The organism is Massilia brevitalea, from assembly GCF_030711405.1.
GTDB lineage: Bacteria > Pseudomonadota > Gammaproteobacteria > Burkholderiales > Burkholderiaceae_D > Telluria > Telluria brevitalea.
Genome location: NZ_JAULSI010000024.1, coordinates 70936 through 95716, shown reverse-complemented (window position 1 = coordinate 95716; position 24781 = coordinate 70936). Strand labels below are relative to the sequence as shown.

At 63.2% G+C, this 24781-nt stretch carries 21 protein-coding genes; 5 read left to right on the top strand and 16 right to left on the bottom strand.

Going from position 1 to position 24781, the window contains the following annotated elements; translation table 11 throughout:
- Positions 1 to 257: 257 nt before the first annotated feature.
- From QWL29_RS16380 to QWL29_RS16325, 12 genes are all read right to left on the bottom strand, one after another.
- Positions 258 to 515 (bottom strand): STAS domain-containing protein, encoded by a 258-nt coding sequence (locus QWL29_RS16380; protein WP_305823939.1) that lies wholly within the window; start codon positions 513 to 515, stop codon positions 258 to 260.
- Positions 516 to 532: 17 nt separating this feature from the next.
- Positions 533 to 1183, bottom strand: coding sequence for an MlaC/ttg2D family ABC transporter substrate-binding protein (locus QWL29_RS16375; RefSeq protein WP_305823938.1), 651 nt, complete (start codon positions 1181 to 1183; stop codon positions 533 to 535).
- A gap of 87 nt (positions 1184 to 1270) precedes the next feature.
- Positions 1271 to 2101: an MlaA family lipoprotein gene (locus tag QWL29_RS16370; protein ID WP_305823937.1), complete on the bottom strand. Its 831-nt coding sequence runs from the start codon at positions 2099 to 2101 to the stop codon at positions 1271 to 1273.
- Entirely contained in the window at positions 2098 to 2571 is a 474-nt protein-coding gene (mlaD, locus tag QWL29_RS16365) for an outer membrane lipid asymmetry maintenance protein MlaD (RefSeq protein ID WP_229436422.1), read from the bottom strand. Before mlaD ends, QWL29_RS16370 begins: the two co-directional genes overlap by 4 nt.
- A gap of 77 nt (positions 2572 to 2648) precedes the next feature.
- Entirely contained in the window at positions 2649 to 3431 is a 783-nt protein-coding gene (mlaE, locus tag QWL29_RS16360) for a lipid asymmetry maintenance ABC transporter permease subunit MlaE (protein WP_305823936.1), read from the bottom strand.
- Complete coding sequence (locus QWL29_RS16355) at positions 3428 to 4231, bottom strand: ABC transporter ATP-binding protein (RefSeq protein WP_305823935.1); 804 nt, start codon at positions 4229 to 4231, stop codon at positions 3428 to 3430. Before QWL29_RS16355 ends, mlaE begins: the two co-directional genes overlap by 4 nt.
- 364 nt (positions 4232 to 4595) lie before the next feature.
- Positions 4596 to 6059, bottom strand: coding sequence for a glutamate synthase subunit beta (locus QWL29_RS16350; protein ID WP_305823934.1), 1464 nt, complete (start codon positions 6057 to 6059; stop codon positions 4596 to 4598).
- Between the two features lie 182 nt (positions 6060 to 6241).
- Complete coding sequence (locus QWL29_RS16345) at positions 6242 to 10957, bottom strand: glutamate synthase-related protein (protein WP_305823933.1); 4716 nt, start codon at positions 10955 to 10957, stop codon at positions 6242 to 6244.
- Between the two features lie 215 nt (positions 10958 to 11172).
- The gene (locus tag QWL29_RS16340) at positions 11173 to 11880 is read right to left on the bottom strand and encodes a transposase (RefSeq protein WP_305823932.1); all 708 of its coding nucleotides are present in this window, start codon (positions 11878 to 11880) and stop codon (positions 11173 to 11175) included.
- 251 nt (positions 11881 to 12131) lie between these two features.
- Positions 12132 to 12812, bottom strand: coding sequence for a response regulator transcription factor (locus tag QWL29_RS16335; protein WP_305823931.1), 681 nt, complete (start codon positions 12810 to 12812; stop codon positions 12132 to 12134).
- A gap of 22 nt (positions 12813 to 12834) precedes the next feature.
- Positions 12835 to 14016, bottom strand: coding sequence for a PAS domain-containing sensor histidine kinase (locus QWL29_RS16330; RefSeq protein WP_305823930.1), 1182 nt, complete (start codon positions 14014 to 14016; stop codon positions 12835 to 12837).
- Between the two features lie 278 nt (positions 14017 to 14294).
- Positions 14295 to 17411 carry a DEAD/DEAH box helicase gene (locus tag QWL29_RS16325; RefSeq protein WP_305823929.1) on the bottom strand — a complete coding sequence of 1039 codons (3117 nt, stop codon included), beginning with the start codon at positions 17409 to 17411 and terminating at the stop codon, positions 14295 to 14297.
- A gap of 318 nt (positions 17412 to 17729) precedes the next feature.
- Here QWL29_RS16325 and QWL29_RS16320 point away from each other — a divergent pair, with 318 nt between their 5' ends.
- Positions 17730 to 20096, top strand: a complete 2367-nt coding sequence (locus tag QWL29_RS16320) for a Tex family protein (RefSeq protein ID WP_305823928.1) — start codon at positions 17730 to 17732, stop codon at positions 20094 to 20096.
- A 3-nt stretch (positions 20097 to 20099) separates the two neighbouring features.
- The gene (locus tag QWL29_RS16315; protein WP_305823927.1) at positions 20100 to 20567 is read left to right on the top strand and encodes a GNAT family N-acetyltransferase; all 468 of its coding nucleotides are present in this window, start codon (positions 20100 to 20102) and stop codon (positions 20565 to 20567) included.
- Positions 20568 to 20690: 123 nt separating this feature from the next.
- Here the strand turns inward: QWL29_RS16315 and QWL29_RS16310 are convergent, their stop codons facing one another.
- Positions 20691 to 21002, bottom strand: coding sequence for a hypothetical protein (locus tag QWL29_RS16310; RefSeq protein ID WP_305823926.1), 312 nt, complete (start codon positions 21000 to 21002; stop codon positions 20691 to 20693).
- A gap of 156 nt (positions 21003 to 21158) precedes the next feature.
- On the opposite strand from QWL29_RS16310, the gene grxD reads away from it, so the two are divergent.
- The gene (gene grxD, locus QWL29_RS16305; protein ID WP_305823925.1) at positions 21159 to 21470 is read left to right on the top strand and encodes a Grx4 family monothiol glutaredoxin; all 312 of its coding nucleotides are present in this window, start codon (positions 21159 to 21161) and stop codon (positions 21468 to 21470) included.
- Positions 21470 to 22093, top strand: coding sequence for a UbiX family flavin prenyltransferase (locus tag QWL29_RS16300; protein ID WP_305823924.1), 624 nt, complete (start codon positions 21470 to 21472; stop codon positions 22091 to 22093). Before grxD ends, QWL29_RS16300 begins: the two co-directional genes overlap by 1 nt.
- Here the strand turns inward: QWL29_RS16300 and QWL29_RS16295 are convergent.
- The 3 genes from QWL29_RS16295 to QWL29_RS16285 form a co-directional block, all read right to left on the bottom strand.
- Complete coding sequence (locus QWL29_RS16295) at positions 22090 to 22263, bottom strand: hypothetical protein (RefSeq protein WP_305823923.1); 174 nt, start codon at positions 22261 to 22263, stop codon at positions 22090 to 22092. The two genes, QWL29_RS16300 and QWL29_RS16295, sit on opposite strands and share 4 nt — an antisense overlap.
- Positions 22264 to 22381: 118 nt before the next feature.
- A complete protein-coding gene (locus tag QWL29_RS16290) occupies positions 22382 to 22795 on the bottom strand; it encodes a hypothetical protein (protein WP_305823922.1) in 414 nt (137 codons plus the stop codon).
- A 276-nt stretch (positions 22796 to 23071) separates the two neighbouring features.
- Entirely contained in the window at positions 23072 to 24124 is a 1053-nt protein-coding gene (locus QWL29_RS16285) for an MBL fold metallo-hydrolase (protein ID WP_305823921.1), read from the bottom strand.
- 122 nt (positions 24125 to 24246) lie between these two features.
- Between QWL29_RS16285 and QWL29_RS16280 the strand changes: the two genes are divergently transcribed.
- Entirely contained in the window at positions 24247 to 24681 is a 435-nt protein-coding gene (locus tag QWL29_RS16280) for a MerR family transcriptional regulator (protein WP_305823920.1), read from the top strand.
- Positions 24682 to 24781 lie beyond the last annotated feature (100 nt).

The following is a 24781-nucleotide window of genomic DNA, read 5'->3' as shown; positions in this document are numbered from 1 at the left end:
GGAGTCCATCACATTAGGGTGGGCACTCCGTGCCCACGCGGAACGTCGCGTCATCGGCGACGGGTGTGGCAAAGGCGAAATGAGAAAGCCGATCAGGCTCTGAAAGAGAGTCGATAACGCATCAGGCCAAAATGGGTGCTATCGAAACGCCCCCAAGGGCCAAGCCGCAGGCCTGCACGCTTCACGCGTGGGCACGGAGTGCCCACCCTACGGGTTCACCGACCGCGAACGAATTTGACGTCCGCGGCCTTCGTCGGTCAGGAGCGCTCCAGCACCCCATCGAGCCCATACAAATTCGCCAGCGCATCGATATTCTTCGGCACATTGATGAACGTGAGCTTCTGCCCCGCATCGCGCGCGCGGCGCTGCCAGGCCAGCAGCAGGGCAACGCCCGAAGAATCGGCGGCGCGTACGCCACCGAGGTCGAACACGGTCTCGCCGGCGCGGATCGCGGCGATGCCCTGCTCCAAAGCCGCATCCGCGGTCTCGAAGGTCAGGGCGTCGAGGGACAACATTGGATTTGCTTCGGCCATTATTTCTTTGGAGCGTTCAGCGGCTTGCTGGCCAGCTGCTTGTTGCGTTCGGCCAGGCGGGTGATCAGGCCATCGATGCCGGACTTGTTGATCTCGGCGGTGAAGGTGCCCTTGTAGGTTTCCACCAGCCAGGCGCCCAGCACGTTGATGTCGTAGATCTTCCAGCCGCCGTCGCCCTTGGCCAGGCGGTAGTTCAGGGTGATCGGCTCGCCGCGCGACACGTTCACCTGCGAACGCACTTCGACGTCGGTGTCGGTCGGGCTGGCGCGCATCGGCTTGAACTCGACGGTTTCATTCTTGATGGTCGACAGCGCGCCCGAGTAGGTGTACACCAGCAGCGTGCGGAATTCTTCCGACAGGCGCTTCTGCTGCTCCGGGGTGGCCTGGCGCCAGAAGCGGCCGGCTGCCTGGGCGGTCATTTTCTCGGCATCCACGTACGGCAGGATCTTCGAGTTGACCAGGTCCATGATCTTGTTGCGGTTGCCGGCCTGGATGTCCTTGTCGGCTTTCACGGTGTCGATGACTTCGGCGCTGATGCGCTTGACCAGCACGTCCGGTGCTTCGTTGGTGGCAGGCGCCGGCGCAGCGATCACGCTGGTGGCAAAGGCGACGGAAGCAACGGTGGCGATGAGGTGGGCGATTGGTTTCATGTTAGCTCTCTTTTCTGTTCGTTGTGGGTTCCGGCCGGGGCACCGCGTCAAGCGGGGCGCCAGTCGGGACCTTGTTACTCACATTGATTACTGCTGCGTCTTCTCGGGCGCGGCGACCGGTGCAGGCGCTGCCGGCTCGGGCGATACCGGACCCGGCACGACCTGGGTGTTGCTGGTCGGTGCATCCTCTGCATCGTCCTCGGCTGCCGCACGCGGCACGTTGCCGTCGTACACCTGGCTCTGGCGGCGCTGCAGGTAGCCGTCGCGCAGGAACTCGTAGCGGTCGAGTGCGGCGTCTTCCAGCAGGTTCGATGCATCCAGCAGCGAAGCGCGCTGGTCGATCACGCGGATGCCCGTGCCGATGTTGCGCCAGTTATGCGGATCCTTGTACTTCCAAGGGTCGCCCCAGCGGTCCGCCGGCAAGGCGGAGGTGTCGCGGATCGTAGATGGGCCCAACAATGGCAACATCAAGAAGGGACCCGAAGGAACACCCCAATAACCCAGGGTCTGGCCGAAGTCTTCGTTGTGTTTCTGCAAACCGGCTTCCGACGCGATGTCGAGCAGGCCCAGGATGCCAAAGGTCGAGTTCAGCGCCACGCGGGTGACATCGGTCATGCCGGCTTCGCCCTTGCCTTGCAGCAGGTTGTTCACCGCGCTCCAGGCATCCGACAGATTGCCGAAGAAATTGCCGACGCCAGTCTGGACAAAGCCCGGGGTCACGTTCTTGTAGCCGGTTGCCACCGGCTTCAGGACGGTGCGGTCGACCGCATCGTTGAAGGCGAAGCTTGCGCGGTTAAACTTTTCCAGCGGATCCTGCGGGTTGGCCGAGGTGGCGCAGCCCGACAGCACGGCACAGGCGGCCACTGCCAGGGCCAGGCCACTCAGTCGCGGCAGGGTACTCATCTTCTTGCTTTTCATTCGCTGCCATCCTTTCCTTCGGCGGCCTTGCTGTAGATGAACTGGTTGATCAGGTCTTCCAGCACGGTGGCCGATTGCGTACGGTTGATTCGATCGCCGTCGACGAGGTTCTTGGTGTCGCCGCCCGGTTCGATGCCAATGTATTGCTCGCCAAGCAGACCTGCGGTCAGGATCTTGAGCGACGAATCTTTCGGGAACTGATAGTTTTCGTCCAGATCCAGGGTCACATTCGCCTGGAACGTTTTATCGTCGAAGCTGATGTCGCCAACGCGACCCACCACGACACCGGCGCTCTTGACTGGCGCCTGCGGTTTCAAGCCACCGATGTTGTCGAATTTCCCCGTTACCACGTAGGTGTCGGTAAAGGAAAGCGAGCTCATGTTGCCAGCCTGCAGGGCCAGGAACAGGACAGCGGCCGCGCCCAGAAGAACGAAGAGGCCGACCCAGACGTCGATGATTTTACGGTGCATAGTAATTCCTAGTAGTCAGGCCATCTGTGCGCGGCCAAACGAAACGGTTCTGATTTGTTGAGTTATTTATTCTTCGATTACTGCGTGAACATCAGCGCGGTCATCACGAAATCCAGGCCCAGCACCAGCAGCGACGCGATCACGACGGTTCGGGTAGTGGCGCGCGCCACGTCGGCCGGGGTCGGCTTGGCGTTGTAACCCTGGAACAGCGCGGTGAAGGTCACGGCGATACCGAACACGAAGCTCTTGATAATGCTGCTCATCACGTCGCGGTTGACGTCGACGCCGGCCTGCATCTGCGACCAGAAGGCGCCTTCGTCGAGGCCAAGCAATTTCACGCCGACCAGGTAGCTGCCGACGATACCGACCGCCGAGAACACGGCCGCCAGCACCGGCATGGCAATGACGCCGCCCCAGAAACGTGGCGCGAGCACGCGCTGCACCGGGTTGACCGCCATCATTTCCATGGCCGACAACTGTTCGCCCGCTTTCATCAGGCCAATCTCGGCCGTGAGCGAGGTGCCGGCGCGGCCCGCGAACAGCAGCGCGGTGACCACCGGGCCGAGTTCGCGGATCAGCGACAGGGCCGTCAGCGAACCGAGCTTTTCTTCGGCGCCGAACTGGATCAGGTTGACGTAGAACTGCAGGCCCAGCACCAGGCCGACGAACAGGCCGGAGACGATGGTGATGACCAGCGAATAATTACCGATGAAATGGACTTGCTCGGAAATCAGCGTCGGGCGGCGGAAGGCGCCCGGCGAAAAACGCAGCAAATTGAAAAACGCGCGCGTGGCAAAGCCCAGGGCTTCGACGCCTTCGCGCGCGGTGCGGCCGGCCGCTTCCAGGAAACGCAGGATCATCGCTTCGCTCCCAGGCCCAGGTCGTCGCCGAGCGACTTGCCGGGGTAGTGGAAGGGCACCGGACCGTCCGGTTCGGCATTCACGAACTGTTTCACGTACGGGTCGGTCGAGACGCGCAATTCCTCGGGCGTGCCTTCGGCCACGATTTTGCCGGCCGACATGAAGTAGACATAGTCGGCGATGGCAAAGGTTTCCTTGACGTCGTGCGAAACCAGGATCGAGGTCGAGCCGAGCGCGTCGTTCAGGTTGCGGATCAGGTTGGCGGTCACGCCCATCGAGATCGGGTCGAGGCCGGCGAAGGGCTCGTCGTACATGATGAGCTCAGGGTCGAGCGCGATCGCGCGCGCGACGGCAACGCGGCGCGCCATGCCGCCCGAAATCTCGCCCGGCTTCAGTTTATGGGCATTGCGCAGGCCGACGGCGTTCAGCTTCATCAGCACCAAATCGCGGATCAGCTCTTCGGACAAATCGGTATGTTCGCGCAGCGGGAAGGCGACGTTGTCGAAGATGGTGAGGTCGGTAAACAGGGCGCCGAACTGGAACAGCATGCCCATGCGGCGGCGCAGGCGGTACAAGCCGTCCGTACGCAACTCGTGCACGACCTCGCCGCCGACCCGCACCTGGCCGCGCTGCGGACGAATTTGTCCGCCGATCAGGCGCAGCACCGTGGTCTTGCCGCAGCCGGACCCGCCCATGACGGCAATAAGCTTGCCGCGCGGAAAGTCCATGCGCAGGTTCGACAGGATCTTGCGGTCGCCGTAGCCGAACTCAAGATCACGTATTTCTACTAAGTTAGACACAGGGGGTAATTAGATTTGGGGAATCTCGTATTGTAGTGCAGAAACGGCAACCGCTGCTTGAGGCCCCTCGGTTTCCACCCATTGTACGACGCACAATTACAACACAAATAACCCGAAAGTCAGCTATTTAATGTTGTAAGTAATTGTTTTTCTTACGATATGCATATAAGACAACATTTCGATTTGTTGGCTTATATAAACATTACTCTGGAGAACCGCTGAAACTGGATGACAAGATGGGGCCGCTTTTGAGGAAAGCAAGAGTGATCGTTTGCGGCTCGAAAGGGATCGAAAAGCCGGCGGGGAATACAGCGTTGGACTGGTGTTTTGGCGGGAAGTTGGCTTCTTCCCGCCTTGAGGATATCTAGCGTGGCAGTACGGATGACCCCATCAGGAAGGTATCGACAGCGTGCGCGCACTGGCGCCCTTCCCTGATCGCCCACACCACCAGCGACTGGCCACGGCGCATGTCGCCGGCGACAAACACCTTTGGCACCGAGGTCTGGTAAGCCAGTTCGCCCTCGACCGTGGCCCTGGTGTTGCCGCGCGCATCTTTCTGCACGCCGAAGGCATCCAGCACCTGCTGCACCGGCGACACGAAGCCCATGGCCAGGAACACCAGGTCGGCCTTCAACTCGAATTCGGAGTCCGGCACCTCGATCATCTTGCCGTCTTTCCACTCGACGTGGCAGGCGACCAGTTTTTCCAGCTTGCCGTTCTTGCCCTCGAAGCGCTTGGTAGCGACGGCGAAATCGCGCTCGCAGCCTTCCTCGTGCGAGGACGAGGTGCGCAGCTTGGTCGGCCAGTAGGGCCAGACCAGCGGTTTGTTTTCCTGTTCCGGCGGCATCGGCATCAGTTCGAACTGGGTGACCGATTCGGCGCCGTGGCGGTTCGATGTGCCGACGCAGTCGGAACCGGTGTCGCCGCCGCCGATCACGACCACGTGTTTGGCCGTCGCCTTGATCTGGTCTTTCAACTTGTCGCCGGCATTCACGCGGTTTTGCTGGGGCAGGAAGTCCATCGCGAAATGCACGCCCTTCAGCTCGCGGCCCGGCACCGGCAAATCGCGCGGCTGCTCGGCGCCACCGGCCATGACCACGGCGTCGAATTCGGCGGCCAGGTCTTCGGGGAAGATGGTGTCGCGCGCCATGTTGCTGACGGCGGCGGGGAAGTCCTTGCCGATCAGGACACCCGTGCGGAACGTGACGCCCTCCGCCTGCATCTGCTCGATCCTGCGGTCGATCAGGGTCTTTTCCATCTTGAAGTCGGGGATGCCGTAGCGCAGCAGGCCGCCGATGCGGTCGCTCTTCTCGAACACCGTGACGTCGTGGCCGGCGCGCGCCAGTTGCTGGGCGGCAGCCAGGCCGGCGGGGCCGGAACCGACCACAGCGACTTTCTTGCCGGTTTTATGGGCGGGCGGCTGCGGCACGACCCAGCCGTGGTCCCAGGCGCTGTCGGCGATCTTGCGCTCAATGGACTTGATGCCGACCGGGTCGTTGTTGATGTTCAGCGTGCACGAAGCTTCGCAAGGGGCCGGGCAGATGCGGCCGGTGACCTCGGGGAAGTTGTTCGTCGAGTGCAGGTTGTCGATCGCGCCGCGGTAGTTATTATGGTAGACCAGGTCGTTCCAGTCGGGGATCTGGTTGTTGACCGGACAGCCGGTGTTGCAGAACGGGATGCCGCAGTCCATGCAGCGGGCGCCCTGGACCTTGGCTTGCGGGTCGGTCAGGGTGAGGACGAATTCCTTGTAATGCTTGATGCGGGCGGCGGGGTCGAGGTAGTGCTCTTCCTGCCGTTGAAATTCCATGAAGCCGGTGATTTTGCCCATGTTGCTGTTCCTTTGTTCTGTGCCGGATTCAGGCTCCGGTCATTTTCGCGGCTGAGCACGCTATGTTGAACGCGTGGGCACAGGAGCGCCCACCCTACGATATTCAGCGTCAGCTGGACGCGTGGAGTAATTCAGGCCGGGGGCCTGAATTACGAGCCGTCCACCCTACGGTTATGTTCGCTCTACGCCGCGAGTTCGATCTTGTCGTTGGCTTCTTCCATGCTGCTGTTGTGCATTTCTTCGAGCGCGCGCTTGTAGTCGGTCGGGAAGACCTTCACGAACTTGGCGCGGCTGTTGGCCCAGTCGTCGAGCAGGTTGCGCGCGCGGGTACTGCCCGTGTGTTTGAAGTGGCGCTCGATCAGGCGGCGCAGGATCACTTCGTCGGACTCGCGCTCGCCGTTGCGGGTCTGGCTATGCCAGCCGGATACGTCGCCCTGCTCCTTGGTCGACACCACACGCTCGAGGTTCACCATGGTCGTGTTGCAGCGGGTCTCGAATTCGTTCTTCGGATCGTAGACGTAGGCCACGCCGCCCGACATGCCGGCGGCGAAGTTGCGCCCGGTCTCGCCCAATACCACCACGGTGCCGCCGGTCATGTATTCGCAGCCGTGGTCACCCAGGCCTTCGACCACGGTCACGGCGCCCGAATTGCGCACCGCGAAGCGTTCGCCGGCCACGCCGTTGAAGAAAGCTTCGCCGGCAATGGCGCCGTACAGCACCGTGTTGCCGACGATGATGTTGTCGACCGCCCAGCCGCGGAACTCGGTGTTCGGGCGCACGATGATGCGCCCGCCCGACAGGCCCTTGCCGACGTAGTCGTTGCCCTCGCCCACCAGGTCGATCGTGATGCCGGCGGCCAGGAAGGCGGCGGCGGACTGGCCGGCCGTGCCTTGCAGCTGGATGTGGATGGTGTCGTCCGGCAGCCCGGCATGGCCGTAGCGCTTGGCGACTTCACCCGAGAGCATGGCGCCGACCGTGCGGTTCACGTTCTTCACCGGCGAGATGAAGGAAACGCGCTCGCCCTTCTCCAGCGCCTGCTTGGCCTGCGCGATCAGCTTGTGGTCGAGCGCGCGGTCCAGGCCATGGTCCTGGCCGCCGGTGTGGAACAAGTTACATCGGTCATCGGTCTTCGGCTGGTAGAAGATATTGCTGAAGTCCAGGCCCTGGGCCTTCCAGTGCGTGACCGCCTTCGATTTGTCGAGCAGGTCGGCGCGGCCGATCAGTTCGTCGTAGGTGCGGATGCCGAGCTGGGCCATCAACTGGCGCGCTTCTTCGGCGACGAAGAAGAAGTAATTCACCACGTGTTCCGGTTTACCCTGGAACTTGGCGCGCAGCACCGGGTCTTGCGTGGCGACGCCGACCGGGCAAGTGTTCAGGTGGCATTTGCGCATCATGATGCAGCCTTCGACCACCAGCGGCGCCGTGGCGAAACCGATCTCGTCGGCGCCGAGCATGGCGGCAATCACGACGTCGCGGCCGGTCTTCATTTGCCCGTCGGCCTGCACGCGGATGCGGCTGCGCAGGCCGTTCAGCACCAGGGTCTGCTGTGTTTCCGCCAGACCCAACTCCCACGGCGTCCCGGCATGCTTCACCGACGACAGCGGCGAGGCGCCGGTGCCACCGTCGTGGCCGGCCACGACCACGTGGTCGGCCTTGGCTTTCGAGACGCCGGCGGCCACCGTACCGATGCCCACTTCCGACACCAGCTTCACCGAGATCGAGGCGCTCGGATTCGTGTTCTTCAAGTCGTGGATCAGTTGCGCCAGGTCTTCGATCGAATAGATGTCGTGGTGCGGCGGCGGCGAGATCAGGCCCACGCCCGGAACTGACACGCGCAGCGAAGCAATGTATTCGGTAACCTTGTGGCCCGGCAGCTGACCGCCCTCGCCCGGCTTGGCGCCCTGCGCCATCTTGATCTGGATCTGGTCGGCCGAATTCAGGTATTCGGCGCTGACGCCGAAGCGGCCCGAGGCTACCTGCTTGATCTTCGAGCGCAGCGAGTCGCCGTCTTCGAGCGGGATGTCTGCTGCCACGCGATCCGAACCCAGCACCGAGGCCAGGGTTTCGCCCTTGCTGATCTTGATGCCCTTGAATTCGTTGGCGTAGCGGCGCGGATCTTCCCCGCCCTCGCCGGTATTGCTCTTGCCGCCGATGCGGTTCATGGCAATTGCCAGGGTCGCATGGGCTTCGGTCGAGATCGAGCCGAGCGACATGGCGCCGGTGACGAAGCGTTTGACGATGTCCTTGGCCGGCTCGACTTCGTCGATGGCGATGGCTTTCGCCGGGTCGATCCTGAACTCGAACAGGCCGCGCAAAGTGAGGTGGCGGCGCGTCTGCTCGTTGATGAGCTGGGCGTATTCTTTATATGTGCTGAAGCTGTTGGCCCGGGTCGAGTGCTGCAGTTTGGCAATCGCATCCGGCGTCCACATGTGGTCTTCGCCGCGCACGCGGAAAGCGTATTCGCCGCCGGTGTCGAGGGCGTTGGCCAGCAGCGGGTCGGGGCCGAAGGCCAGGTTGTGCAGGCGCAGCGCTTCTTCCGCCACTTCGAACAGGCCGATGCCGCCCACCGTCGAAGAGGTGCCGCGGAAATATTTGTCGACGAGCGATTTGTTCAGGCCCACGGCTTCGAAGATCTGCGCGCCGCAGTAGGACATATAGGTGGAGATGCCCATCTTCGACATCACCTTCAGCAAGCCCTTGCCGATGGCCTTGGTGTAGTTGGCCATCGCCGTTTCCGGCGCCATTTCGTGCGGCAGGTGCTGGGCCAGGTCGCTCAGGGTTTCCAGCGCCAGGTAAGGGTGCACGGCTTCCGCGCCATAGCCCGCCAGCAAGGCGAAGTGGTGGGTTTCGCGGGCCGAGCCGGTTTCCACCACCAGGCCAGTCGAGGCGCGCAGGCCGCGCATCACCAGGTGCTGGTGGATGGTGGAGGTCGCCAGCAGGGCCGGAATGGCGACCATGTCGCCGGACAATGCACGGTCCGAGACCACCAGGATGTTGTGGCCGGATTTCACAGCGTCCACCGCTTCCGCGCAGAGCGAGGCCAGCGAGGCTTCGATGCCCTCTTTCCCCCAGGCGACCGGATAGCAGATGTTCAGCTCATACGACTTGAACTTGCCGCCGGTATGCAGGCTGATGTTGCGCAGGCGCGCCATGTCGTTGAAGCCGAGCACCGGCTGCGACACCTCTAAACGCATCGGCGGGTTCACGTTATTCGTGTCGAGCAGGTTCGGCTTGGGACCGATGAACGACACCAGCGACATGACCATGCTTTCGCGGATCGGGTCGATCGGCGGATTGGTCACTTGCGCAAACAATTGTTTGAAGTAATTGTACAAAGGTTTGAGCTTGTTCGACATCACTGCCAGCGGCGAGTCGTTGCCCATGGAACCAGTCGCTTCCTCGGCCAGCACGGCCATCGGGGCCATCAGGAATTTCAGGTCTTCCTGGGTGTAGCCGAAGGCTTGCTGGCGGTCCAGCAGCGTGATCGCGGCTTTTTCGCCGTGCGCGTCCTTGCCGCGGTGCTGGGCCAGTTGCGATTCGGAGAGCTTGATTTCGTTCAGCTTGATGCGCACCGACTTGATCCACGCTTTATAGGGCTTGGCGTTCGAATAGGTGTCCTTCAGTTCCTTGTCGTCGATGATGCGCCCTGCTTCCAGGTCGATCAGGAACATCTTCCCTGGCTGCAGGCGCCATTTCTTGACGATGCGCGATTCCGGAATCGGCAGCACGCCGGATTCCGAGGCCATGACCACCAGGTCGTCTTCGGTCACGACATAGCGCGCCGGACGCAGGCCGTTGCGGTCCAGGGTGCCGCCGATGTGGCGGCCGTCGGTAAACGCCATCGCCGCCGGGCCATCCCATGGCTCCATCATGGCCGCGTGGTACTCGTAGAAGGCCTTGCGGTTGTCGTCCATCGCCGTGTGGTTTTCCCAGGCCTCGGGGATCATCATCATCATGGCCTGGGCAATCGGGTAGCCGGCCATGACGAGCAATTCGAGCGCATTGTCGAAGCAGGCGGTGTCGGACTGACCCTCGTAAATCAGCGGGAACAGCTTGTTCAGATCGTCGCCCAGCACGGCCGACTTCATCATGCCTTCGCGCGCGCGGGTCCAGTTGAAGTTGCCCTTCACGGTGTTGATCTCGCCGTTATGCGCGATCAGGCGGTAGGGGTGGGCCAGCGGCCATTCCGGGAAAGTGTTGGTCGAGAAGCGCTGGTGCACCAGGGCCAGTGCCGACACGCAGCGCGGGTCTTGCAGGTCCTTGAAGTAGACGCCCACCTGGTCGGCCAGCAGCAGGCCTTTATAGACAATCGTGCGCGCCGACATCGAGGGCACGAAGAATTCCTTGCCATGCAGGAGTTTCAGGGCCTGGATCGCGTGGCCGGAGGACTTGCGGATCACGTACAGCTTACGTTCGAGCGCGTCGGTGACCATGATGTCCGGGCCGCGGCCAATGAAAATCTGGCGGATCACCGGTTCCTTGGCGCGCACGGTGGGCGACATCGGCATCGCTTCGTCGACCGGCACATTGCGCCAGCCCAGCACGACCTGCCCTTCGATGCGCACGGCGCGCTCGATTTCCTGTTCACAGGCGATGCGCGAGGCGTGTTCCTTCGGCAGGAACACCATGCCGACGCCGTATTCGCCGGGCGGCGGCAGCTCGACGCCCCCCTTCGCCATCTCGTCGCGGAAATACTGGTCAGGAATCTGGATCAGGATGCCGGCGCCATCGCCCATCAGCGCATCGGCGCCGACGGCACCCCGGTGGTCCAGGTTCTTCAGGATCATCAGGCCCTGGTCGATGATGGAATGGCTCTTGTTGCCCTTGATATGGGCGATGAAACCGACGCCGCAGGCATCGTGTTCATTGGCGGGATCGTACAAACCTTGGGCAATCATACTCGGCTCTCCACAACTTTTTCAGGGGTGAAGGCCGAGAATAGTGCAATGCAGCAGACGCATCAAGCAGAACAATTAGGGTCGGAGTAGAATTAACTGATGACTTTCGTCTTTCCTATTTAATGGGGGACAGGTGGGATAAGGCGTTTTGTGTCGTTCTTTATTTGCAGCAAGCGCTTCTCATGAGCAGAAAATTGCGATCCGTCGTTTCTGGTTCAGGCTGCTGGAAACTGCTCGGGGTTTCGGGCAGGGCGTCCGCGTTTGGCCGGCAGGATGCGGCGTCCGGTCTTCTGTTCAAGCGCCGTCTTGAAGGCTTGCGTGCCCAAAGGCTGGCCTTTCTGGACGCTGGAGGCAATCAGCGTCAGCTCGTCTGGGGCAATGCCCTGCTGCACCAGGTCGGTATACGCCGCTTCGCGCTGGAAGGGTGTATTGCCGAGTGCCCAGAACAGGGCATGGTCGGTGATCACCGGATCCGGACGCAGGCCGGCGTGGTGGGGGTAGCTGGACCAGGCGTACTGGCCGGGTTCCATGGCCTGGCCTGCGCGCACCGGCGCCAGTTCGATGAAGCGGCTGCACATCAAAAAATGGCGGTCGGTATCGACCACGGCGGTGCGGAAACGTCCTTCGAACAGGCCACCGGCACGGGCGTATTTGGTGTTGTACCAGGGAACGTAGAGGCGGCCGATCTTTTGCATCATCGCGGCCAGGCTGTCTTCGTCTGGCGGGGTGGCGAGCAGATGCAGGTGGGTCGGCAACAGGGCGTAGGCGTGGATTGCCACCTGGTAGAAGCGGGCGGCTTCCTTCAGCCAGACGATAAATTGCGCGTAGTCTTCGTCGGCGCGAAAGATCAGCTGCGGGTCGTTGGCACGCTGCAGGATGTGGTGCGGTTGTTTGGGGAGGATGAGGCGGGGTTGGCGGGCCATGGCGGGCAAGGAGCGGTTCGAATAACCTATTCTAGCGCTCCGGCCGTGCTCTGTCCCTATTTATCAAGCCAGGATGCGAAAATCGGATTGACTCTGTCCCCGTAGGGTGGGCCGGGCCGCGCTAGGCACTTGTGCCCACGCGGTACGGCATATGCAGGTCGAAACGATTTTTCGACCTTGGAAATGATGTACCGCGTGGTTTCAAGAACCCACCCTACAACTGCAAATCCCGACGCAATCCACCCCTACCATCAGGCCAGGGTAAATCCAGCCGACAGGCTGTACCCTTCACCATACGCACTGCGCAGCGGCAGATCCTGCCCCAGCCCGGTACGCGCCTTCTTGCGCAGGCGGTACACCAGCATGTCCACACGCCGGCTCGCATCCGGATCGTCGCCCCCCATGCCGGCGACGATGGTGGCGCGCGGAACCGGCCGGGTGTTGATCGTCAACAGGTGCAGGAAATTGAATTCCTTTTCGGTCAGGTCAATCACCTTGCCGCCCAGTTCCAGCTGGCGTGCGCTGACGCGCAGTGTCCACTTGCTCGGCAGCGGCGCCGGTTCGGCCGGGCGCACGCGGCGGCCCAGGGCTTCGATGTGGGCGGCCAGTTCCGGGAACTTGATCGGCTTGGTCAGATAGTGGTCGGCGCCCAGCTGCAGGCCGAGGATGCGGTTGTCGAAGGCGACGCGCCCGGTCAGCACCAGCAGCCCGATTTCGGGATACAGCTGGCGCATGCGCGGAATCACCGTAAAGCCATCTTCGTCGGGCAGGCCCAGGTCGAGCACCACCACGGCGGCCGGGGTGCGCGTGAGCGCGGCCCACATTTCGCTGGCGGAGGTGGCCACCGTCACGTCGTGGTCGAGTTCGCGCAGGAAATCGGCCATGTCGCCGGCATAGTCGCCGTTGTCTTCAACAATCAGTATCTGGGTCATGGGTGGGCCACGTTCTTTGTTTTTACTTGTGCCTGCCTGTCGCGGCAGGGGCGTCCCCCGCGGACTGCAGGAGAGGTTCGCTGGCGGGCGCCGGCCTGGCGGGCGTTTTGCCGGCGCCGGCCAGCGGCAGCCAGATGCGGAATTCGGCGCCGCCGGGGGCCGGCGATACCAGGTTCAGCACGCCGCCATGGACTTCCACGATCGCGCGCGCCATATATAAACCCAGGCCGCTGCCGGGCAGGCCGTCGGCATTCCCGCCGCGGAAGAATTTCTCGAAGATGCGCCCCTGTTCTTCCAGCGGCACGCCGGCGCCATGGTCGCGCACCGCCAGTTCGATGCCGCTGGCTGCCAGGCGCCCGCGCAGCAGGATGGGCGTGGCCGCGGGCGAAAACGCGATTGCATTGTCGACCAGGATTTTCAGCGCCAGGCGCATGCCGTCCGGTTCGCAGCGCAGGGAGTCGGGCAATTCGCCCACCTCGACGCTGGCAACGCGGCCGGCGGCGCGCACCTGGGTGGCCGCTTCGTCCAGCAATTCGCGCGGCGCCACCGAGGTCGGCTTGCGCTCGCCGCCGATCTCGGCCATGCGGTCCGGCGACAAATAGTCGTCGAGCATGGCGATCAGGCGGTCGGTGGCCACGGCAATCTTGCGGTAGCGCTGGCGCGTCGGCTCGTCGGCGTCCTGGCAGGTCGCTTCCAGGCGCTGCACGGCGCCGTCGATGGTCGACAGCGGGGTGCGGAATTCGTGGTTCAGCATGCTGGCAAAACGCTTGCGCTCGGCTTCGCGCTGGCGCCGCGGCGACAGGTCGCGCACCTGGCCCACCAGCGTGACCGGTTCGCCGGCGGCGTCGCACAGCAGGGCCGAGATGATTTCGACCGGCACCAGGTAGCCGTGCGCGCCGCGCAGTTCGGTTTCGCGCACCACGCGCAGGCGGCTGCGGTCGCCGCCACGCAGGCGCCGGATGCGCTCCGGCAGCCCGGCGCACAGGGCCGCCAGCGCACTGCCCGGGTCGCCGAGCTGGGCGGCGATCTCGGACGGGCTGTATCCCAGCAATTGCTCGATTGCGGGGCTGACGTAACGCAGGGCGCCGCCCGCGCAATCGATGCTGAAAGCGATGTCGCCGCCGATCTCGGCGATGACACGGAACTGCTCGGCCAGTTCCGCACCGGCCGCGCCGGAACAGTCAAGGCTGGCACTGCAAGTCATTCCATACCATCCAATCAGAGAGTCATGCACGGGGGCAATATCATGCCCGCGAGCGAGTATATCGCCGCAACTGCTTGTTTGTATAGGTAAGCGTTGTAGCGCTAGCGTTTAACTAAAATTGCCGTTTTTGTAAATTGGTTAAACATTGTTAAATCAAGGGCAGCTACTGCCGAATCCTATTCGATTTGCATGAATTTACCTGCCTGAATCCATGCAAACGCGCCGCTCCCAGTGAAAACGCCCGCAGGCAGCGGGCGTTCACATACACTGTTGGTTACTTATTGCTCGTCGAGCGGCGCGAAAATCGCTTGCAGGTCTTCCTGCGTCAGTGCCATCTTTTGCGATTCCCCTTCGGCCAGGATCGACTGCGCCAGCTCCGACTTTTTCTGCTGCAGCTGCTGGATCTTTTCTTCCAGCGTGCCCTTGGCGATCAGCTTGTACACGAACACCGGCTTGTCCTGGCCGATACGCCAGGCGCGGTCGGTAGCTTGCGCCTCGGCCGCCGGGTTCCACCACGGGTCGTAGTGGATGACCGTGTCGGCCGCGGTCAGGTTCAGGCCAACGCCACCCGCCTTCAGGCTGATCAGGAAGATCGGCACTGCGCCTTGCTGGAAGGCAGCCACCTGGGCCGAACGGTCGCGCGTTTCGCCAGTCAGGATGGCGTAGCGGATGCCACGTGCCGCTAGCTCTTCCTCGATCAGGCCGAGCATGCTGGTGAACTGCGAGAACACCAGGATCTTGCGGCCTTCTTCCAGCAAGTCGTCGACCATCTGCATCAGGTCGGTCAGCTTGGCGGACACGGCGGCCGTGTTCTTCTTCGACGGCATGGCTTTCACCAGGCGCGGGTCGCAGCAGACCTGGCGCAGCTTCAGCAACGCCTCCAGGATCACGATCTGGCTGCGCGCCACGCCCTTGCGGTCGATTTCCTCGCGCACCTTCTTGTCCATCGCCAGGCGCACGGTTTCGTACAGGTCACGTTGCGGGCCGGACAGTTCGATGCGGCGCACGACTTCGGTCTTTTCCGGCAATTCCTTGGCCACATTGTCCTTGGTACGGCGCAGCAGGAAAGGACGGATGCGGCGGTTCAGCAGCATGCGCCGCACCGGGTCGTCCTGGCGTTCGATCGGATGGCGGAACTGGGTATTGAAGGTCTTTTCCTCGCCCAGCAGGCCTGGCAGCAGGAAGTGGAACTGCGACCACAATTCGCCCAGGTGATTTTCCAGCGGCGTGCCGGTCAGGCACAGGCGGTGGCGGGCATTCAGCGACCCGGCTGTTTGCGCCGCCTTCGAGCGCGTGTTCTTGATGTAGTGCGATTCGTCGAGGATCACCAGGTGGTACTCGTGCTCGCGCAGCTTTTCCTCGTCGCGCGGCAGCAGGGCGTAGGTGGTCAGCACGATGTCGGCCTGCTCGATCTGGTCGAACATGTCCATGCGCTCTTTACCTTGCAGCAGCAGCACCTTCAGGCTGGGAGCGAAGCGCGCGGCTTCTTCCTGCCAGTTGGTCATCAGGCTGGTCGGCGCGATCACCAGGGCCGGACGGGTCAGGCGGCCGGCTTCCTTTTCGGTCAGGATGTGGGCCAGGGTCTGCACCGTTTTACCGAGGCCCATGTCGTCGGCCAGGATGCCGGCCAGGTCGTATTCGCGCAGGAACTGCATCCACGACAAGCCGTCGAGCTGGTAGTCGCGCAGCGTGGCTTGCAGGCCGGCCGGGGCGGCGACCTTTTTCACGGCGCCGAACTGGCTGAGTTTACGGCCGGTTTCGCGCAATTGCTCGCCGCCGAACCAGCGCATCTCCACGCTGCGCGCCAGTTCTTCCAGGCGGCTGGCGTCGAGCGTCGACAGGCGGACCTTACCCTTGATCTTGTCGTTGAAATACAGCTCGCCAAGCGTGGACAGGATCGGTTTGACGCGGTTCCAGGGCAGGGCGACGCGCACGCCTTCAGGCAGGGTGGCCAGCATCTGGTCCTGCTCGCCATGGGCGGCCAGCACGGCCGGATCAAAGTCCATCGGCGCGTTGCGGATCAGTTGCACCAGCACCGGCAGCAGCGGCACGCGCTGCCGGTTGACCACGATGCCCAGCTCGAGTTCGAACCAGGCTTTGCCCGCTTCCTCGGGCTCGTCGATCTCGGCATACCAGTCTTCCACCGCGACCACGTCGTAGCGGTATTTATTGGACTTTTGCAGGTGCCAGCCGGCATCCGACAGGGCGTCGAGGTCGGCTTCGGCAAAGCGCAGCCAGTGCGCCTGGCTATCGAGCTGCAGGGCGCCGGCCACGCCCGACAAAGGGGTGGTGGCGGGTTTACGGAAGCCGAGTTCGCTCAGTTTATCCAGGGCCGCCGCTTCGGCGTCGGCATTGCGCTCGATGATTTCGGTGACGTCGCCGATCTGGCGCACCACGCGCTGGGCCGGGTCGAAGGAAACGCGCTGGCCGTCGTAGTCGAACGAGAGCACGGCAAAATCCTGCCAGCGCTGGGTGCCGGTGTCGGCCAGGGCCACGGCATCGAGCAGCAGGAAGGGTTGCGGCGCGACGTCGGTGCGCAGGCGCTGGGTCAGCGGCTGCGGCAGCGGCATCAGTTCGTGCAAGCCATGGGCCAGCAGCAATTGCGAAACGCGTTTCTTGTCGTTGCCGGTGAGGATAGGCGCCTGGGCCACCAGGGCTTGCAGCTCAGCCAGCGAAATATCCACACCACCACGGTTCAGGGCCAAAGGACCGCAAGACAAATTGTCGATGTACCACGGCGGATCGGTCGGCAGCATGTAGTCGATCAAATCCGCTCCGGGATGGGTGGCGCCGTTGGCCGGTTCCACCGACCAGCCCAACTTGGCCGCCCGGCCTTCGTCGCGCCAGGCCAGGTTCGCTTGCCGGGTCGCACCGGCTTGCAGCGGATACACCAGGCCGTTCGACATGTCTTGCCAGGAATTAGCCCACAGCAGTTTGCCCTGTTTCAGCAGCATGTCGAGCAGGATGGCGCCGACCTTGCCCTTGGGCTCGGTGGCGCTGGTGCTCTGCGACGCGCCGCTGCGCATGGCGATGAAGAAGCGCACCAGGTCTTCGTCTTCACCTTCCAGGTAGGCCGGTGGCGCGGACAGCAGGGAGAACACTTCGTTCACCGGGCTGGCGGCCGCGACATCGCCGTTCGGACGCAGGCGCGCCTTGCACAGGCAGACAGCCACGTGGCGGCCGCCGCTGGTCGGGGCCATGACGTAGACAAACTTGTACTGGACGGCCTTGGGATCGGCGAGCTCGACGGTCAACTTCGGTTGCGGATGGGCGGCTGCCTCGACCCTTTGCAGCCAGGTTGTCACGGGTGCCGGCAAGGCGGGCGCGCGTGCCGGCGTCGCACGCGGCGCGGGGGCATCGCTTGCGTGTTCGCGTGGGTAATCAACTGTGTGCATGGGTCTCTGGGTGGTGTGTGAAAAAGAACAACAAACGACATTATCTCTCATACGGACCGTTCAGTTTTGTTCGGAATCGCACGTAGTCGGGAAATCTTTACAGGATGAAATTTTAAGAATCTTTATTCCAACACAAACAGCTGGGGTCAGGTCTGACATTCGGACACGAGCTCTGCCGTAAACTTCCATTTTGCGTGATTTTTCAGCCTTGCTCCCATGGCAGACTCGCACTAAGGATGAGGCCGTGTCTAAATGTCAGACCTGACCCCGGCTGTGGACTTAGGTATCATTCCCGCTTGACCCACGGATTCCTGCACCATGCTGCCCTCCATCGAACAACGCCTCGCCATTGAACTTGCCGCCAAGCCGGCCCAGGTTGCCGCCGCCATCGCCCTCCTCGACGAGGGCGCCACCGTCCCCTTCATCGCGCGCTACCGCAAGGAAGCCACCGGCGGCCTCGACGATATCCAGCTGCGCCTGCTGGAAGAACGCCTGCGCTACCTGCGCGAGCTGGAAGACCGCCGTGCGGCGATCATCGAATCGATCACCGAACAGAACAAGATGACGCCCGCGCTGCTGGAAGCGATCGCGCTGGCCGAGGACAAGACCCGCCTCGAAGACCTGTACCTGCCGTATAAACAGAAGCGCCGCACCAAGGCGCAGATTGCGGTCGAAGCGGGCCTGGCGCCTCTCGCCGATTCATTGCTGGCCGACCCGTCGCTGAACCCGGAAGAAGTCGCCGCCCAATACCTGCGCGACGCCTTTACCAATGCCGACGGCGTGAACAACCCGGGCGTGGCCGACACCAAGGCCGCACTGGACGGCGCACGCCAGATCCTGATGGAGCGCTTTGCCGAAGACGCGACCCTGGTGCAATCGCTGCGCGAATACGTGCAGGAGCACGGCGTGGTCGATTCCAAGGTGGTCGACGGCAAGCAGGACGAAGGCGAGAAGTTCGCGGATTACTTCGATTACTCCGAGCCGCTGGCGAACGTGCCTTCGCACCGCGCGCTGGCCCTGATGCGCGGGCGCCGCGAAGGCATCCTCGACGTCACCCTGCGCCTGGACACCGAGGCCGAGAAGCCGAAATGGGATGCGCCGCACAACCCGTGCGAAAGCCGCATCGCCGCGCGCTTCGGCATCAAGGGGCAGGGACGTCCGGCCGACAAGTGGCTGCTCGACACCGCGCGCTGGACCTGGCGCGTAAAAAGCTTCATGTACATCGAGACCGAACTGATGGGCGCCCTGCGCGAGAAGGCCGAGCAGGATGCGATCGGCGTCTTCGCGCGCAACCTGAAGGCGCTGCTGCTGGCCGCGCCCGCCGGCCAGCGCGCCACCATGGGCCTGGACCCGGGCCTGCGCACCGGCGTCAAGGTGGCCGTGGTCGACGCCACCGGCAAGGTGGTCGACACCGCCACCATCTACCCGCACCAGCCGCGCAACGACTGGGACGGTGCGCTGCACGTGCTGGGCCAGCTGGCGGCCAGGCACAACGTCTCGCTGGTCTCGATCGGCAATGGCACCGCCTCGCGCGAGACCGACAAGCTGGCGCAGGACCTGATCAAACAACGCCCCGAGCTGAAGCTGACCAAGATCGTGGTCTCGGAAGCCGGCGCCTCGGTGTATTCGGCCTCGGAATTCGCTTCGCGCGAACTGCCGGACCTGGACGTATCGATCCGCGGCGCGGTGTCGATCGCGCGCCGTTTGCAAGACCCGCTGGCCGAACTGGTGAAGATCGATCCGAAGTCGATCGGCGTCGGCCAGTACCAGCACGACGTGTCGCAGACCCAGCTGGCGCGCTCGCTCGACGCCGTGGTCGAGGATTGCGTGAACGCGGTTGGCGTGGACGTGAACACGGCCTCGGCGCCGCTGCTGGCGCGGGTGTCGGGGCTGACGTCGAGTGTGGCGCAGAGCATCGTCAGCTACCGCGACATGCAGGGCGCGTTTGCCTCGCGCGCGGCGCTCAAAAAGGTGCCGCGGCTGGGCGAGAAGACTTTCGAGCAGGCGGCCGGCTTCCTGCGCGTGATGGGCGGCGATAATCCGCTGGATGCGTCGGCGGTGCACCCGGAATCGTATCCGGTGGTGCAGAAGATTTTGGGCGAGGTGGGGCGCGAGATGAAGGCGGTGATCGGCGACGCGGCCCTGATCAAGAGCCTGAACCCGGCCAGGTATGCGGATGAAAAATTCGGCGTGCCGACCGTGACCGACATCCTGAAGGAACTGGAAAAGCCGGGGCGCGACCCGCGTCCGGAATTCACCACCGCCACCTTCAAGGAAGGCGTGGAAGAGATTTCCGACCTGCGTCCGGACATGATCCTGGAAGGCGTGGTCACCAACGTGGCGGCGTTCGGCGCATTCGTCGATATCGGCGTGCACCAGGATGGCCTGGTGCACATCTCGGCACTGTCGAACACGTTTGTGAAGGACCCGCACACGGTGGTCAAGGCGGGGCAGGTTGTCAAGGTGAAGGTGCTGGAAGTCGATCCCAAGCGCAAGCGCATCGCGCTGACCATGCGCCTGTCGGACAGCGCACCGGTAGCGGGTGCGCAGCCGCAGCAGCGTGGCGACCGCGACGACCGCAAGCGCATGACCCAGCACCAGAATCAGAGCGGGCGCCAGGAACGCGCCGCGCCGCCGGCCGGCAACAATGCGATGGCGGCCGCGTTTGCCAAGCTGAAGAAGTAAGCGATGCCGACCTGCGCGCCTGCCGATCCGGATTGCAGGGAGGCGCGTGCGCTGATCGCGGAACTCGATGCGGCGCTGGCCGCCATCTGCGGCGACAGCGGCGCGAAGTCGTTCGATGCGAACGATGTGCGCGGGCCGAGGTCGGTGTTCTTGCTGGCGCGTGATGCGGCCGGCGTAGTGGCCGGCTGCGGCGCGCTGCGACCGCTCGAGGGCGATGTGGCGGAGGTGAAGCGGATGTATGCGCGGCCCGGGAGCGGGGCGGGTGTGCAGCTGCTGGGCGAGCTGGAACGGCGGGCTTTACAGTTTGGCTACCGCGCGATCTGGCTCGAGACACGGCGCGTGAATGTGCGGGCGGTCGCGTTCTACGACAAGCACGGCTACCGGGTTATCCCGAACTACGGCAAGTATGTCGGGCGTGACGATGCCATCTGCCTCGGGAAGGTGCTGGCGGCCGGAGATGGTTTTTTGTAGGGTGGGCTCTCGAGCCCACGCGGTACGACGGTTGATGGTCGAAACTGCGCCGCAGGAATGCGAAAGGTGAGACCGCGTGGGCTCGAGAGCCCACCCTACGAACTTATCGTGGCGCCGGCCCCATCACCCAAAAAACTGCGCCAGCTCCGGCACGCGCTTCACCATCACCCCAACGAAGTACAGCGCCAGGCAGCCCATGCCGATATAGTTCATGCGCCGCCGCGTCATGGCCGGCACGCCGGTCTTCCTGATGTGCAAGGCGTCGCGCAGCAGCACCGCGGCATAGATCGCCAATGCCAGCCCGGTCAGGAACACGCCCAGCCCGTCGCCGCGCACGCCGCTGACGAGGTCGAATACACCAATAAAGCCGAGCACCACGGCCAGCACGAAATTGAAGCCCGCCGAAGGCCCGGCGGAGGGACGTTGTTGTTGCATGGGCATGAAGAAGAAAGTGAAATCCGGCCGATGATACCCGAAGCTGTCGCGGCATCGGAACAGCCGCCGCCAAACCCGCCCCGGCCTGCACCGCGACAGTGGAATTCTTATAGAATGTCGCCATCTCACCCATTTCTTTCCGAAGGCAGAATCAACATGAGCGACGTACAAAGCTGGATCAAAGACACCGTGACCAACACCCCGGTCGTGCTGTTCATGAAGGGCACCGCGCAGTTCCCGCAATGCGGCTTCTCGGGCCGCGCCATCCAGATCCTGAAAGCCTGCGGCGTCGATAACATCGCCACCGTCAACGTGCTGGAAGATCCGGAAGTCCGCCAGGGCATCAAGGACTTCTCGAACTGGCCGACCGTGCCGCAGCTGTACGTGAACGGCGAGTTCATCGGCGGCACCGACATCATGAACGAGATGTACGATTCCGGCGAACTGCAGGCAATGTTCAAGAAGTAATGACTGCACGACCGCGAAGGATCATCGTCGGCATCACCGGCGCGACCGGCGCGGTCTACGGCGTGCGCCTGCTCGGGCGCCTGGGCAGCCTGCCGGGCGTCGAGACCCACCTGGTGCTGTCCGACGCCGCCGTGCTGACCCTGCACCAGGAAGTCGGCCTGCAGCGGCGCGAGGTCGAGTCCCTGGCCCATGTGGTGCACAAGAGCCGCGAAATCGGCGCAACGATCGCCAGCGGTTCATTCCAGACCGACGGCATGGTGATCGCTCCCTGTTCGATGAAAACGCTGGCTGCCGTGGCCCATGGCCTGGCGGACAACCTGGTCGCGCGTGCGGCCGACGTGGTCCTGAAGGAACGCCGGCGTTTGATCCTGATGGTGCGCGAAACGCCGCTCAACCTGGCGCACCTGCGCAATATGACGGCCGTGACCGAAATGGGCGGCATCGTGTTTCCGCCCTTGCCCAGCTTTTACCACCGGCCGGCGAGCATCGAGGAGATGGTCGACCACACCCTGGACCGGGTGCTCGACCTGCTCGGCATCGAGAACCCGCAGGCTGCACGGTGGCCCGGCATGCGCGGCGCCGACGGCGACGCACAGGTCCGGGCAAGCAAGGACAGCGCTTAGCGCTTGGTACCGTAGCCGCTGTCTCCGGCTTTCTTCAATTCCCTTGCTTCCTCCAGCATCCTGCGCTGGGCGATGCGCTTGCGCATCACCTCGGCGTGGCGGGCCGCGCTCATTGGCGGCGCCGTCATCAGTTCCTTCAGCTGGGCAGTGTTCACATAATTGCTTTTCATGGGCGGGCACGATCCTCGGCTGTGACGAGTTCGATTATGCGCCAGTGGAAGCGGTTTGTACTGCCTGATTTGGAAGAAAATTTGTAAGCGGGAAACCTCAAGCGAGGAAGGACCAGGCTTACTTGGCTGCCGGTTGATGGTTGACGCGCACCAGCATGCGGATGAATTCGCGTGCCAGCTGGCGGTGGTGCTCGTCCAGGCGTTGCAGGTCGGCGATCAGCTTGACGTCGGCCGATTCGAAGCGCGCGGCATTGCCGGTCTCGACCGCTTCGCCCGGGCTCTCGGAGCCGCCGAAGCGCAGCCAGTCGGCAGGCACACCCAGCCATTGCGCAATCATGCGCAGCTTTTCTTGCGTCGGGATAGCTTCGCCGACCAGCCACTTGCGTGCGGCGTGGACGGTGATGGGTCGCCCCTCGAAGCGAATGTTAAATTCACGTGCCAGTCGAGTCGGGCTGTCTGGTGAGTAGTGGGCGTTCTTCAGCGCCTGTTGGAGACGCTCGCTAAAGCTCTCCCGTTCATTCGTGGAATTCATGATGGCACTATTTCATGCTGGACTATAAATGTCAGTCTCTTGTCCTTACAGACCAGTTGTGACAGTTTACGAACAGATAAGTAACAAAGAAGTGTGAAGTGAGAATGTGAGATTTTGTGACATCATGCCACAAAATTTCCGCAAAGAATCGACATATTCACCGTGAATAACATTCGTGCAAATGTTTTGTCGCGTGAATGCCACGCACGTCTAGTCAATTGACGTCGAATTAGCCGGGCGGACTGGGGAAGCCCGCAAGAATCCGGCTCAGGCCGCTCAGATCAGTCGAAAACGAATGATGCCGTCGGCGCCAGTTACACGCTCCAACATACCATCATTCCAGAGTTTATGCAGGTGCGCGAGTGCTTCACCGAGTGCAAAGCTGAGCTGATGGGCATCGAGTTGGCGCCGGAACATGATCGGCACGATATCGACTGCGCTGCGGGCTTGCTTGCAGGCTTCAAGCACCTCATCCAGACGCTCTACATGGTGCTGGCGCAGCTGCGCAATGCGGGTGTGTAGACCGCGGAAAGGCTTGCCGTGCGAAGGCAGCACCAGCACGTCGTCGGGCAGGCCGGCGAACTTGTCGAGCGAGTCGAGGTACTGCTGCAGCGGGTTGCCTTCCGGCTCGATCGCGAACACCGACACGTTGGTCGAAATGCGCGGCAAGACCATGTCGCCCGAGACCAGCACGTTCAGGTCCGGCGCGTACAGCGAGGCGTGTTCCGGCGAGTGGCCGAAGCCGGTGATCACGCGCCATGCTGTATTGCCAATTGTGACATCCTGGCCATCCTGCAGGCGCGTGTAGGCCTCCGGCACGCTTGGCACCAGCGAGGGGTAGTAATTGCGGCGGCTGCGCATTTGTTCCAGCATCGCCTGGTCGGCCAGGCCATGGCGCTCGAAGTGGGGAATCGCCGACGGGCCGTCGACGCCGGGCAGGGCGGCCGCCATCATGCGCGCAAAACCGTACTCGCCGGCGGTCAGCCAGAACGGTGCGTCGAAACGTTCGCACAGCCAGCCCGACAGGCCCACGTGGTCGGGGTGGCAGTGGGTGGCGATCACGCGCACGATCGGCTGCCCCTCCAATGGCCCCGCCAGCACCTGCTCCCAGGCGGCGCGGGTGGCGTCGGTGGCCACGCCGCAGTCGACCACGCTCCAGCCCTGGCGGCCTTCGCGCTCGTCCCTCAATACCCACAGATTGATGTGGTCGAGGGCGAATGGCAGCGGCATGCGCAGCCAGCCGATGCCGGGCGCCACCTCGCGCACCGTACCAAGGGCGGGCAGTTCGTCGGCAAAGGGACAGGTCAACTGGGCTTCGAGCGGATTCATGGTCAGCAATCTTTCATATCTATGCAGGACGGGCGCGCTACAATGGGTGACGTTAACGTAAACGGCAAGGCCGGAGTCCGATTCTAGCCGTTTCCCCCAGCTCTTACCTGCACCCGCTTTTCATGGCCATCACCTACACCATCGCCGAACTGGCGCGCGAATTCGACATCACCGCGCGCGCGATCCGTTTCTACGAAGACCAGGGCCTGCTCAGCCCGAAACGCGAAGGCGTGGGCGGACGCAACCGCGTGTACACCCCGCGCGAGCGCACGCGCCTGAAACTGACCCTGCGCGGCAAGCGCCTGGGCCTGACGCTGTCGGAGATCAAGAGTATCGTCGACATGTACGAGTCGCCGAAGGATACGGCGGCGCAAATCAACCGCTTCCTTGGCGTACTGGGGCACCAGCGCGAGACGCTGGAACAGCAGCGTGCCGATATCGAGATGGCGCTTGAAGAAATATCCGCGCACGAGGAGGAATGCCGGCGCTTGCTGGGCGAAGAAAACGTGCCCGGCTCCGTCGCGAAAGAGCTGCACAGCGCCAGCGACGCGGCCTGAACCAACGCGCCTGATAGGGGCGCAACGGCGTCCGCTGCTTGACGTTTACGTTAACGTCACACGCGAGTATGATGCCGAGAGCTTAATCACACCGTTCACC

Excerpts from the sequence above, each read along its gene's own strand:
- QWL29_RS16280 (WP_305823920.1), top strand. The coding sequence starts at position 24,247 with ATGGCCATCACCTACACCATCGCCGAACTGGCGCGCGAATTCGACATC.
- QWL29_RS16320 (WP_305823928.1), top strand. The coding sequence starts at position 17,730 with ATGCTGCCCTCCATCGAACAACGCCTCGCCATTGAACTTGCCGCCAAG.
- QWL29_RS16315 (WP_305823927.1), top strand. The coding sequence starts at position 20,100 with ATGCCGACCTGCGCGCCTGCCGATCCGGATTGCAGGGAGGCGCGTGCG.
- QWL29_RS16375 (WP_305823938.1), bottom strand. The coding sequence starts at position 1,183 with ATGAAACCAATCGCCCACCTCATCGCCACCGTTGCTTCCGTCGCCTTT.
- QWL29_RS16370 (WP_305823937.1), bottom strand. The coding sequence starts at position 2,101 with ATGAAAAGCAAGAAGATGAGTACCCTGCCGCGACTGAGTGGCCTGGCC.
- QWL29_RS16290 (WP_305823922.1), bottom strand. The coding sequence starts at position 22,795 with ATGAATTCCACGAATGAACGGGAGAGCTTTAGCGAGCGTCTCCAACAG.
- QWL29_RS16330 (WP_305823930.1), bottom strand. The coding sequence starts at position 14,016 with ATGACTTGCAGTGCCAGCCTTGACTGTTCCGGCGCGGCCGGTGCGGAA.
- mlaE (WP_305823936.1), bottom strand. The coding sequence starts at position 3,431 with ATGATCCTGCGTTTCCTGGAAGCGGCCGGCCGCACCGCGCGCGAAGGC.
- QWL29_RS16335 (WP_305823931.1), bottom strand. The coding sequence starts at position 12,812 with ATGACCCAGATACTGATTGTTGAAGACAACGGCGACTATGCCGGCGAC.
- QWL29_RS16325 (WP_305823929.1), bottom strand. The coding sequence starts at position 17,411 with ATGCACACAGTTGATTACCCACGCGAACACGCAAGCGATGCCCCCGCG.
- QWL29_RS16350 (WP_305823934.1), bottom strand. The coding sequence starts at position 6,059 with ATGGGCAAAATCACCGGCTTCATGGAATTTCAACGGCAGGAAGAGCAC.
- QWL29_RS16340 (WP_305823932.1), bottom strand. The coding sequence starts at position 11,880 with ATGGCCCGCCAACCCCGCCTCATCCTCCCCAAACAACCGCACCACATC.
- QWL29_RS16295 (WP_305823923.1), bottom strand. The coding sequence starts at position 22,263 with ATGAAAAGCAATTATGTGAACACTGCCCAGCTGAAGGAACTGATGACG.
- grxD (WP_305823925.1), top strand. The coding sequence starts at position 21,159 with ATGAGCGACGTACAAAGCTGGATCAAAGACACCGTGACCAACACCCCG.
- QWL29_RS16285 (WP_305823921.1), bottom strand. The coding sequence starts at position 24,124 with ATGAATCCGCTCGAAGCCCAGTTGACCTGTCCCTTTGCCGACGAACTG.
- mlaD (WP_229436422.1), bottom strand. The coding sequence starts at position 2,571 with ATGCACCGTAAAATCATCGACGTCTGGGTCGGCCTCTTCGTTCTTCTG.
- QWL29_RS16345 (WP_305823933.1), bottom strand. The coding sequence starts at position 10,957 with ATGATTGCCCAAGGTTTGTACGATCCCGCCAATGAACACGATGCCTGC.
- QWL29_RS16300 (WP_305823924.1), top strand. The coding sequence starts at position 21,470 with ATGACTGCACGACCGCGAAGGATCATCGTCGGCATCACCGGCGCGACC.
- QWL29_RS16310 (WP_305823926.1), bottom strand. The coding sequence starts at position 21,002 with ATGCAACAACAACGTCCCTCCGCCGGGCCTTCGGCGGGCTTCAATTTC.
- QWL29_RS16380 (WP_305823939.1), bottom strand. The coding sequence starts at position 515 with ATGTTGTCCCTCGACGCCCTGACCTTCGAGACCGCGGATGCGGCTTTG.